This is a genomic window from Undibacterium sp. RuTC16W (assembly GCF_049339445.1).
Classification (GTDB): Bacteria; Pseudomonadota; Gammaproteobacteria; order Burkholderiales; family Burkholderiaceae_D; genus Undibacterium.
Window position 1 is genome coordinate 333,085 of sequence record NZ_JBMPPE010000002.1, and the last position, 11,797, is coordinate 344,881.

The window sequence follows — 11,797 nt, forward strand, 5'->3', positions numbered from 1 at the left end:
GGTGAAAAGTGAGCAGGTTATCGTCTCAAATGATCAGTGGGGTTCGGGGATGTAACCGCGTGGTCGCGCATTGTGGCTGCGAAAACTTGTGGTTGACGCTAACCCGCGAAGACGGCCGAGATCAAATTGTTCTAATTGTTGAAACACTGCACGATTGACGGTCATTTTGACCTGCATCATCAACAGATCAACGCTTTGCTGGTTAGAGCTACGTGGTCTGGATGGACGCTCACGTTCTTTACCCGTGTCACTCGCCGCATCAGGGGACTCTACACCATTCTCTGCATCAATCTCTGCCTGCGCAGCTTTGGCATTCAATTCTTCGCGCGCTTTCTCTTCTGCTTTAGCAACCGCTTTTTCTTCCGCCAGACAGAAACAGCGATAGATGTCAGCGAGTGTGATGATGCCGTTACAAGAGCGGCAATGCCATGCATCTTTCTCTTTCACATCACGTGCGACCAGACCATCTTTACTCAGCGTAGACAGAATAGAACGTACCAGCCGCGGCGTTTTTCCGGTTGCCTGCACCAGTGAAGCGACCGTTGCTGTGCGTGGCATTACCATCACGATTTGCGCCAGCAATTCGATTGCTGTGTAGAAGCGCATGTTCAGCGTCGGGTCAGAAAATATCTCGGTCGTCGAGACCAGTTGTTCACGTTCGATCAAATTCATGCTTGCAACTCCTTGGCTACAATAATCGGACGATTCGCCTTGCCATAACGATCCATGAACAAGCCTTCGGTAGAAATCGCAGGACGCTTGTTGGATACAACATCAGCGATAAAGCGACCGGAGCCGCACGCCATGGTCCAGCCCAATGTTCCGTGGCCGGTGTTCAGATAGAGATTGCGGAACGGTGTAGGTCCGACGATCGGTGTGCCATCTGGTGTCATCGGACGCAAGCCAGTCCAAAATTCTGCTTTTGCGATATCGCCACCACCAGGGAACAGATCTGTAACCGAATGCACCAGCGTCGCCCTCCTCTCCTCGCGCAAGCTCAGGTCGTAACCGGTAATTTCTGCGGTACCACCGACACGGATGCGATCACCCAGACGCGTAATGGCGATCTTGTAGGTTTCATCCATGACCGTCGATTCCGGCGCTTTTTGCGCATCGATAATCGGTACTGTGATCGAATAGCCTTTAATCGGATACACAGGAATGTTTATCCCCAGTTCCCGCAGCATGACTGAGGAATAACTCCCCAAGGCCAGCACATAGGCATCGGCCTGCACGGTACCGGTCGAGGTTTTCACGCCGGTAATGCGATCACCCTCATGAAGCACTTTTTCGACACTCACACCGTACTTAAACTGAACGCCCAGCTCTTCAGCCAATTTGGACAGATTTTGGGTAAATTTAAAGCAATCTCCTGTCTCATCACCTGGCAGGCGTAAAGCACCGACAAACTTATTCGGCACATTTTTCAGTGCCGGTTCGACTGCCAGACAAGCTGCCTTATCCAGCACTTCATAAGGTACGCCATAACGATCCAAAATATCCGTATCGAATTTGGATCCTTCGAGTTGTGCCTCGTTACGGAATAACTGCAACGTTCCCTGAGTGCGCTCGTCGTAATGAATCCCGGTATCGGCACGCAACTGCTGCAAGGTATCCCGGCTATATTCCGCCATGCGCAACATACGGCCTTTGTTGATCTCGTACCGCTTAGTCGTGCAGTTCAACAGCATCTGTGTGACCCAGCGCCACATGTGCGGATCGAGGCTAGGACGTATAGCTAGCGGGCTATGCTTCATCATCAGCCATTTGATGGCTTTCATTGGAACGCCCGGTCCGGCCCATGGCGCAGAATATCCGGGGGATACTTCGCCTGCATTCGCGTAACTGGTTTCCAATGCAGCAGCGGGTTGACGCTCGATTACCGTCACCTCGTGTCCCGCTTTGGCCAGGTAATACGCAGATGCGGTACCAATTACGCCGGCGCCCAGTATGACTACTTTCATTGTGCTTCTCCCTTATTCCCTACATCACTGGAGTGACTTATTGGATGCTACTCAGATTCAGATTCTAGGTAATGGCGATGATAACGCTGACCCAGACTGGTCAGGATTTCATAGCCGATGGTATGAGCGAGTCTGGCGACGGTATCGACCGTATTTTTCGCTGATAACAGATCGACCGGCGCACCCGGATAAAGCTGCGCCGCATCGACATTGCTCACGTCGAGCGTAATAGTGTCCATGGATACATTGCCGACCATCGGTGCCGCCTGACCCGCGATATACGCGACGCCGCGATTGCTCAGGCTACGCAACCAGCCATCTGCGTAGCCCACCGCTACCGTCGCAATAGTGCGCTCAGCCGGTGCCCGGTAAGTCATGCTGTAACCAACGCCAGCCCCCGCAGCGATCGTGCGGATCTGGATAATTTTTGCCTGCAGACAGGCGACTGCCCGCATAGGATTCGGCTGACCAGCAACTGGTGCCACGCCGTACAAAGCCGCACCCGGGCGTGCCATATCGAAATGAAAATCGGAACCTAAAAATATTCCGGAAGAATTCGCCAGCGTTGCACCACATGCAGGCAATTGCGCCCTCAATGCCCTGAAGGTCTGCAACTGTTGCTGATTCATCGGATCTTGCTGATCCTCCGCACAGGCGAGGTGGCTCATCAGATGAGTCACCTGAATTCCCTGTGTAATCGCCGGGTCCGCCAGCCACGCCTGAACTTCTTGCGGCGACATCCCCATACGCGACATACCTGTATCGAGCTGCACAATCGCCGGCAAAGTCTTTTGCTGCGCGGTTGCGAGTGCGCGCCATGCCGCAATTTGCTCCAGACTATTTAAAACAGGGGTGCAATTGAATTCAAGGAATTCGGCTTCGTAGCCGACAGGGGAGCCGTGCATGACATAGATCGCACTCTCAGTCGATAAATGGGGACGCAGTGCAATCGCCTCATCGAGATGCGCGACAAAAAAATCACGGCAAGATTCTTGCTGCAAAGTCTGAGCGACCTTGATTGCCCCCAGACCATAGGCATCCGCTTTGACCGCCGCACCGCAGCGCGCCTTGCCTAATTTATTTTGTAAAAAACGATAGTTATGACGTAAAGCTGGAAGATTGATCGTCAGAATAGCGCCCGCGCGCCCCGCTGCCTCTGAGTTTCCCGTCATATGCCGCATTTACACATCTCCGTAGTGACCATCGCTATTCCATTTCCATATAAGGATGAATAACGCGTTATTCGCTCGTGCTGTCTGTAGTAGCCACACACCAACGTGCGCCCTTTTCTCTTATTCGCTGGAAACGACATTAGGGTTCGTATTAGCAATCGCCGTGCCACAAAATTTTATTGAAATAATTCAACGACTTAGAAAATATTCATCGGAAATACCGATAATCATATGTATCGCTTTCAATACACTCGAATGAATTTTGATGAAAATCTAGAGTTTCGCTTCTAGCATGTCCGATAAACTGGACGATGTATTGATAACGATACAGTGTATTGATTTTAGTACACATGACTTGATGGCACTAGCTGAAAGGACAAAAAATCTTAAGTGACGCATGATTTCAGCATTATATGACAGCGGCAATACGTGAAATTACGCACTGTAGCGGAATGCATACAGTGCTAAACGTCACATTCCGGTGGGACGAAGAGGAAAAATGATTGGTCAATGCGGAGAAAAACTAGCGCTCAGTATCAGCCATTTGTAATTAAGCTGACTTACATCCAGATATCGAGATCTATACGGGTTTATACAGTAGCTTCGGCGCGCCTGACGTCCAGCCACTCCAGCAACGGAATAGTCGCTGGCAATAATGGGGACACAGCCACACTTCCCTGCCAGGCAAACGCCTGACCTTCCAGACTTTGCGGCTGACCGGTCCACTCATGACTAATATAAAAATGCAGTCGCACATGCGCATGCGGATACACATGCTCGACGCCACACCAGGCTTCGGCCGTATCGATCTGTACACCGAGCTCCTCAACAAATTCCCGTTTCAAGGCGTCCAGGATACTTTCTCCCGCTTCGACCTTCCCCCCCGGGAACTCCCAGTAACCTTCGTAAGGCTTGCCCGCCGGGCGTTGCCCTAATAAGACATCGCCATTCGGCTTCATCAAAATACCGACTGCGACATCAATAGGGGCTGGTTTCATATCGTAAGGGAGTAAGAGAAAATAGAGTGAAAGGGGGAGTATTTTTTAAAGACCAGATAAAACCTGCGGATAAAGACATATAAAAGCATATACATCTACCCAGTATCATAAAATTACGCAAGCTTGCCAGCATAGTCACGAGCAAACTGCCATGCAACGCGCCCGGAACGGGAGCCGCGCTGCAAGGCCCAGCGCAGCGCATCTCCACGGGCAGCCGCTACCTGCTCCGCATTACAGCCCATACTGCCTAACCAGTGCGCGACGATATCCAGATAATCGTCTTGCTTAAACGGATAAAACGAGACCCACAAACCGAAACGTTCGGACAGCGAGATTTTTTCTTCTACCGTTTCACCGGGATGCAAGTCACCGTCCTCGGCATGCGTATAGCTTGCGTTATCAGACATTTTTTCCGGTAGCAAATGACGCCGGTTTGAGGTTGCATAGATCAGTACATTATCGGATTGCGCCGCGATGCTGCCATCCAGTGCGACTTTCAGCGCCTTATAGCCGCTCTCGCCTTCTTCAAACGATAAGTCGTCGCAAAAAATAATGAAGCGCTCAGGACGTTCAGCAACCAGATCGACGATATCCGGCAAGTCCGCCAGATCCGATTTGTCGACCTCAATCAGACGCAAGCCCTGATCAGCAAATTGGTTCAGGCAGGCTTTAATCAAGGACGATTTACCGGTACCGCGCGCGCCTGTCAGTAGCACATTATTTGCAGGCTTGCCGCGTACGAATTGCAAAGTATTTTGCTCAATCTGCTGCTTCTGGCTCGCAATATTATGCAAATCGCCGAGCGCAATAGAAGACGCATGACGTACCACTTGCAAATAAGCGACATTGCCGCGCTTGCGCCAGCGAAACGCCGTACCCAGGGCAAAGTCTGGCGCCGGTGCGGAAGCGGGCAATAGTTTTTCCAGTCGGCTTAATACCTGTTCAGCACTGACTAAAAACTGATCGAGTTGCGTCATGCTGTTTCCATGCACAGAGTGAAATGAAAGGAATATTAAGAACGGTAATCCGCATTAATCGATACGTAATCATGTGACAGATCACAGGTCCACACCGTCGCCTCGGCATCACCGCGAGCAAGTTTGACGCGGATCGTAATTTCGCTTTGTTTCATCACGCGCTGACCGTCCTCTTCGCGGTACTCTGGATTACGACCGCCATTTTTGGCGACCCAGACATCGTCGAGATACAAATTCAATTTACTCACATCCAGGTCACCGACACTGGCATAACCGATCGCCGCCAGAATACGTCCCAAATTTGGATCAGACGCAAAGAACGCCGTTTTAACTAAAGGAGAATGCGCAATCGAATACGCAATCTTGCGACATTCATCAATATCACGACCTTCTTCAACGGTAATCGTCATGAACTTGGTTGCCCCCTCGCCATCACGGATAATCATGTGCGCAAGTTTTTGCGACAAATCGATCACGGCTTTTGCCAGCAACTGATATTCCGGCGTATCGATTTCATTGACTTCGACATCGGACGCCCCGGTCGCTATCAGCATAAACGAATCGTTAGTCGAGGTGTCACCATCAATCGTGATGCAATTAAAAGATTTATCCGCCGCCTGCTTGACCAGGTGATCGAGTACCGGCTGGGCGACTTTCGCATCCAGTGCCAGATAGCCGAGCATGGTTGCCATGTTCGGCTTGATCATGCCCGCCCCTTTACTGATACCCGTCAGCGTCACGGTCTGGCCATTGATAACGACGGTCGCTGACGCAGCTTTTGGCTGAGTGTCGGTGGTCATGATCGCCTCGGCTGCTGCGTACCAGCTGTCGGCTTTTAAATTCGCAATCGCCTGCGGCAAACCTGCAACCAGACGATCCACGGGTAACGGCTCCAGAATCACGCCAGTCGAGAACGGCAAAATCTGCGACGCTTCGCACTGCAACAATTCAGCCAAGGCAGCGCATGTCGCATTCGCGGCAGCCAGGCCGGCGTCCCCCGTCCCCGCATTCGCATTACCTGTATTGATCACCAGCGCACGAATCGGTCCGGCCGACATATGCAAACCCTCCAGATGCGCCTTACTTACCTGCACCGGCGCAGCACAAAAACGATTGGTCGTGAATACACCTGCAACGGTCGCCGTGGGTGCCAGCGTCATAACCAGCACATCTTTACGATGCGGTTTTTTAATACCCGCCTCAGCATATCCAAGCTGGATACCGGCAACAGGAAGTAAGTCGGCGGCGACGGGAAGAGGGGAATTAACGGCCATGATCTGTCCTAGCGATGAAGTCAATCCAATATTGTAGGGTATTTTATGAGGGACTAAGCGACTAAAACTCACACTGGACGCGAATCCAATTGAGACTCATCAGAGGCAATTACGACACCAAGTGTTGCGCCACCACCTCCAGGTGATAATCCGTACTCCCGAACTGTAACTCTATCGCCATTAATCGTTTGAAGTAATGGCTGACATCGAGTTCATCTGTCACCCCCATACCGCCGTGAAGTTGGACTGCTTGCTGGCCGACAAAGCGGCAGGCTTGGCCTATGACTGCTTTGGCGGATGATAAGGCGATGGTGCGACTGGCCGTGTCGTGATCTTCGGATCTGACGGCGGCAAGGCAACTCATTGAGCGGGCTTGTTCTATGTGGAGCACCATGTCGGCCATCTTGTGCTGGAGTGCCTGAAATTTACCGATGACGACACCGAATTGCTGGCGATTTTTTGCATAGACGATGGTGGCGGCCAGCAGTTTATCGAGTGCGCCTACGGCTTCTGCACAGACGGCGGCGATGCCGAGATCGAGCGTTTGATTGACTGCAGCTCCGGCATCGGATTGGGCGTCGAGCAAGCAGTTTGCGGGGATGATCACCTGATCGAGATAGATTTCGGCGGCGGCAATACCATCGACCGTGGTGTAAGGCAGGATGCGCAACCCGGGCGTTGATTTTGCGACCGCAAATACCGACAAGCCGTGATCCGGCATGCGTGCTGTAACGAGCAACAGATCAGCAGAAGCGCCATGTGGTACTACGCTTTTATGCCCGTTCAATACATAGCCTCCGGTATCAACCGCTGGCTTGGCACTGGTGCTGATGTGCAGGCGATCGAACCGTGTCGTAGCTTCGTCGTGGGCGAGTACCGCGACCGCTGCGCCCCTGATCAGATCAGGCAAGTAGCGAGCGCGTTGTTCCGGATTACCGGACAAGCTGATCATCCTTGTCGCGAGCACGGCGCTGGCGAGATAAGGCTCAATCACCAAGCCTTCGCCCATTACACTCATAACGAGCATGGCATCGATCGCTGATCCGCCCAGGCCGCCATCCTCTTCGGCGACCAGCAAAGCCAGCAAACCAAGATCAGCAAATCCCTGCCAGATCTTGCTGCTATACCCATTGGGCGTTTTTTTAGACTGCTGACGTTGTTCAAAACTTGCTTCGTTACCGATGAAGCGGCGCGTGGCGTCTTGGAACATCGTCTGCTCTTCGCTGAAGGTGAAATCCATGGTGTACTCCGTATTTTTTATTTTTATAAACCGAGAATCATTTGGGCGATGATGTTCTTTTGAATCTCGTTCGATCCGCCGTAGATAGAGAGCTTGCGCATGTTCAGGTAATTGGCGGCGAGTGAGATGGCGTACTCGGGGCCGGCATGCTCTCCCTGATAGCCCGCCGCCATCGCATCACGCCGCAAAGGCAAGGCATACAGACCAACCGCCTGAGTCATGAGCTCGGTAATCGCCTGCTGGATTTGGGTCCCTTTGATTTTTAAAATCGAGGCTTCAGGGCCGGGGGTTCTGCGCTGCTCTTCGGCTGATAATACGCGCAGGTTGGTGATCTCCAGCGCAGTCAGATCAACCTGAATCTGGGCAATGCGCAATGAAAATTGCGGATCCTGAATGAGTGGTTTGCCGTTTTTAATTTCTTGACTGGCGATCCGTTTCAGGCGCGTTAGTTCACGCTTGGCAATCCCGATTCCCGCGATATTGGTGCGCTCATGGCCAAGCAAAAACTTGGCATAGGTCCAGCCCGCATTTTCTTCACCGACCAGGTTCTCTGCCGGTACGCGTACCTGATCGAACCAGACTTCGTTCACCTCATGTGCGCCGTCCATGGTGATAATAGGACGCACGGTGATGCCCGGCGTTTTCATGTCGATCAGCAGAAAGGAAATCCCGCGTTGCGGTTTGACTTCCTGATCGGTACGCACCAGACAAAAAATCCAGTCGGCATACTGGGCTTGCGTGGTCCAGGTCTTCTGACCATTGACGATGTAGTAGTCACCATCCCGCTGCGCTGTCGTTTTGACAGAGGCGAGGTCGGAACCTGAACCGGGTTCGGAATAGCCCTGACACCACCATTCTTCACCCGATAAAATATTAGGTAAAAAGCGTTGCTGTTGTGCGGGCGAGCCAAAAGCCATGATGACCGGAGCCACCATCTTGACACCGAAGGGAATAATTCTTGGCGCACCGGCGGCGGCGACTTCTTCTTCAAAAATATATTTCTGTACCGCTGACCAGCCGGTACCACCGAACTCGGTTGCCCAGGATGATCCACCCCACCCTTGCGCATGCAGGGCCTGTTGCCAGCGTACATAATCGTCCCTATCCAGGATCAGTCCGTTGACAACTTTGTGCTGAATATCGGCGGGCAAAGCGCGGGCGATAAAGGCTCTCACTTCTTGCCGGAAGATCTGATCCTGCTCACTAAAATTGAGATTCATACTGGGTTCTCGCGATGACGATGTGCATGTTGAACATTGATGCAATATATACATACTCTACCCCTGTATATTTTCAAACCGCAATAAAAATAAGCGCAATCAAGATTATTTTTATATGAATCAGGGGGAGTATCTATAAATTGTCCTTATTTTTCTGTCTGATGCAAGGATAAATGGAGCTGTGCGCGGCGCTTCAGCCAGGGACTAGGGCGGTACCGCGGATCGCCGGTATGCTGCAATAGGCGTTCAAGAATATGCAGCACCGTGCCAGCACCCAGCTGGTCACCCCAGGCCAAAGGACCTTGCGGATAACCGAGGCCAAGTTTGACGGCGCGATCGATATCTTCAGGCAAGGCAATATGCTGCTGGGCGATGTCGCAGGCAATGTTAATAATATGGGCAACGACTCGCTGTGCGACCAAGCCATAGCTGTCGCGGATCACACTGACCGCAGCACCATCGGCACTGAAAAAACTGTCAGCCATGACGCGATACATATCGCTGGTCGCGGGCGTCGTCATCAACACGCGACGGGTTGTGAGATTAAACAGCACATCCATCGCCAGCGTGCGTTGCGGATCAAGACCTTCGTTGATGCAGCAGGTACTGGCGTCATCACCAATGGGCGTGACGATGCATAAACTATCCGCACCGGGGCACTCACCCTGATCAAATTCAACACTGGCGCTGCTTGCCAAAGTCGCGATCAATTCCCGTAAGCCCTCACTAGGTCCGGACTGAGCGCGACTGAGCCATATCGCACGAGGTAAATGGGCCGGTGGTGTGGCGTCTGCCTGCGGCGACGAAGCGATGTGACTGAGCTTTTTACCCGCATTGTCGTAGCGATAAAAACCTTGTCCTGTTTTCTTACCCAGTACGCCCGCCGTCAGCATCTGACGTGTCAGGCCTTGCGGGCGGAAGCGCGGCTCTTCGTAGTATTGCTGATAAATCGACTCCATCACCGGATGTGAGACATCCAGTCCGGTCAAATCCATCAGTTCGCAAGGGCCTAGTTTGAATCCTGCACACTCACGCAAAATATGATCGAGATGCGCGATATCCGTCGTATTTTCCGCCAGGATGCGCAAGCCCTCGGTACCATAACCACGCCCGGCGTGATTGACGATGAAGCCTGGTGTATCTTTGGCACGCACCGTTGCATGACCCCAATACGTACCTAATGCAATCAGGTAATCCACAACCTCTGCGTCGGTCAGCAAGCCACCAATGGCTTCGACGATTTTCATCAGCGGCACAGGATTGAAAAAATGAAATCCGGCGACACGCTGCGGTACTTGCAAGCCAGCAGCAATGGCGGTCACGGATAAAGACGAGGTATTCGTCGCCAGGATGGTTGTTGGCCCGACGATGGATTCCAGCTGCTGAAGCAAGGATTTTTTTGCTGCGAGATCCTCGACTATCGCCTCGATGACGATATGCACATCAGCCAGATCCCGGATATCGCCGGCAATCAACAGTCGCGCGGCCGCGGCATCAGCCACACTCTGCGTGAGGCGGCCTTTCTCCACCAATTTAACGAAGGTCGCCAGCAGATCCTGACGTGCGGCCTGTGCGGCACCGGCACGACTGTCCATCAACCGCACCTGCGTCCCTGCCAGAGCGGCAATCTGGGCGATCCCGCGCCCCATCACGCCACAACCGATCACACCCAATATCAGGTCAGGAGAATTATAGGCGGGCCGCGGTGAGGCGGCTCCTTGTAATTGATGTTCGTTCATTGCGTCATCCCTGTGACTTGGTTTGCGGGGAATTCGGGCGACTCCCTGCTTTGCTGTATATCGCGTTGTCCATCAGATCACGCATTGAAGCAGAGGTCTGCCTGCATCGCCATACTGCTGATCAACTTAGCAGCACGCTTATTAGTTCATCGCGGCTTGCCCGGTATTTCGATGTCATTCGCGACTGCATGATTGTGAGCTTTTTATGTACTTTTTACTTGCCTGCTCATTAGACAGCGCTCGCGGCATCCCACTTTTTTATCCTGCCGACTTTGCGTTTTATCCGATTACTGATAAGCTAGTTCTGCAATGCAGAATTAAGTTCCGCACATTCTATTTACTGTATTTCGTCTATCGCACCAAGTCAAGAATGATCAAAAAAAACACCCCTATTTCCACGGTATCAGAGCAATCTACTCAAGCTGGCGGGAATGCCAAAGAAGACCGGCATTTCGTCACGGCACTGGCACGAGGTCTGGAGTTGCTGGCATGTTTTCGCTCAGGTGATAAGGCCTTAGGAAATCAGGAATTGGCGGAGCGCTGCCAGCTACCCAAATCGACAGTATCGCGCCTGACCTATACGCTGACTAAAACAGGTCATCTCGATTACGTCGATTCACTGGGTAAGTATCGCCTGGGCTCTGCGACTCTGGCGCTCGGCAGTGCGATGCTGGCAAGACTGGATGTGCGTCAGCTAGCGCGTCCGCTGATGCAGGAGCTGGCAGATTTTTCTCAGGGTATGGTGTCGCTTGGTATGCGCGACCGGCTCAGTATGATTTATGTGGAGAATTGTCGTAGCCAGACCGCGCTGACACTGAGCCTTGATGTTGGCTCTCGTATCCCGCTGGCGAACACCGCGATGGGCCGGGCGATTCTGGCAGAAATGCGCGCTGATGAGCGTGGCCATTGGCTCACCCAGATACAGCAGGCAGATGAGGCGCACTGGCAGACGGTTGCCAAAGAGATTCAGCTCTCCATCAGCGAATATCAGGAACTGGGTTGCTGCACTTCGTTCGGTAGCTGGCAAAAAGATGTGAATGCGATCGCAGTCGCCTTTTATCCGGGAAACGGCATGCCGCCGGTCTCGATTAATTGCGGCGGACCAGCCTTCACTTTATCATCGTCTTTTTTGCTGGCTGAAGTACGTCCGCGCTTGCTTGATCTGGTGCGACGGCTAAAGCTGTCCCTGGGAGTCTGAACCGCCTCAAATCAT

General features: G+C 52.5%; 10 protein-coding genes. 1 reads left to right on the plus strand and 9 read right to left on the minus strand.

The window, feature by feature from the left end; all coding sequences use genetic code 11:
- Positions 1-33 precede the first annotated feature (33 nt).
- From ACO0K4_RS05940 to ACO0K4_RS05980, 9 genes are all read right to left on the minus strand, one after another.
- Complete coding sequence (locus ACO0K4_RS05940) at positions 34-672, minus strand: hypothetical protein (RefSeq protein WP_422955701.1); 639 nt, start codon at positions 670-672, stop codon at positions 34-36.
- A complete protein-coding gene (locus tag ACO0K4_RS05945; protein ID WP_422955702.1) occupies positions 669-1,964 on the minus strand; it encodes a D-amino acid dehydrogenase in 1,296 nt (431 codons plus the stop codon). The genes ACO0K4_RS05940 and ACO0K4_RS05945 overlap by 4 nt, the downstream gene beginning before the upstream one ends.
- A 47-nt stretch (positions 1,965-2,011) precedes the next feature.
- Entirely contained in the window at positions 2,012-3,145 is a 1,134-nt protein-coding gene (gene alr, locus ACO0K4_RS05950; protein ID WP_422955703.1) for an alanine racemase, read from the minus strand.
- A gap of 581 nt (positions 3,146-3,726) precedes the next feature.
- The gene (locus tag ACO0K4_RS05955) at positions 3,727-4,134 is read right to left on the minus strand and encodes an NUDIX domain-containing protein (protein ID WP_422955704.1); all 408 of its coding nucleotides are present in this window, start codon (positions 4,132-4,134) and stop codon (positions 3,727-3,729) included.
- Positions 4,135-4,247: 113 nt separating this feature from the next.
- Complete coding sequence (locus ACO0K4_RS05960; protein ID WP_422955705.1) at positions 4,248-5,111, minus strand: ATP-binding protein; 864 nt, start codon at positions 5,109-5,111, stop codon at positions 4,248-4,250.
- Positions 5,112-5,146: 35 nt separating this feature from the next.
- A complete protein-coding gene (argJ, locus tag ACO0K4_RS05965; protein WP_422955706.1) occupies positions 5,147-6,385 on the minus strand; it encodes a bifunctional glutamate N-acetyltransferase/amino-acid acetyltransferase ArgJ in 1,239 nt (412 codons plus the stop codon).
- A gap of 109 nt (positions 6,386-6,494) precedes the next feature.
- Positions 6,495-7,625: an acyl-CoA dehydrogenase family protein gene (locus ACO0K4_RS05970; protein ID WP_422955707.1), complete on the minus strand. Its 1,131-nt coding sequence runs from the start codon at positions 7,623-7,625 to the stop codon at positions 6,495-6,497.
- Positions 7,626-7,648: 23 nt separating this feature from the next.
- The gene (locus ACO0K4_RS05975; RefSeq protein WP_422955708.1) at positions 7,649-8,845 is read right to left on the minus strand and encodes an acyl-CoA dehydrogenase family protein; all 1,197 of its coding nucleotides are present in this window, start codon (positions 8,843-8,845) and stop codon (positions 7,649-7,651) included.
- A 146-nt stretch (positions 8,846-8,991) separates the two neighbouring features.
- Positions 8,992-10,584: a 3-hydroxyacyl-CoA dehydrogenase gene (locus ACO0K4_RS05980; RefSeq protein ID WP_422955709.1), complete on the minus strand. Its 1,593-nt coding sequence runs from the start codon at positions 10,582-10,584 to the stop codon at positions 8,992-8,994.
- A 370-nt stretch (positions 10,585-10,954) separates the two neighbouring features.
- Between ACO0K4_RS05980 and ACO0K4_RS05985 the strand changes: the two genes are divergently transcribed.
- Positions 10,955-11,782 (plus strand): IclR family transcriptional regulator, encoded by an 828-nt coding sequence (locus tag ACO0K4_RS05985; RefSeq protein WP_422955710.1) that lies wholly within the window; start codon positions 10,955-10,957, stop codon positions 11,780-11,782.
- Positions 11,783-11,797 lie beyond the last annotated feature (15 nt).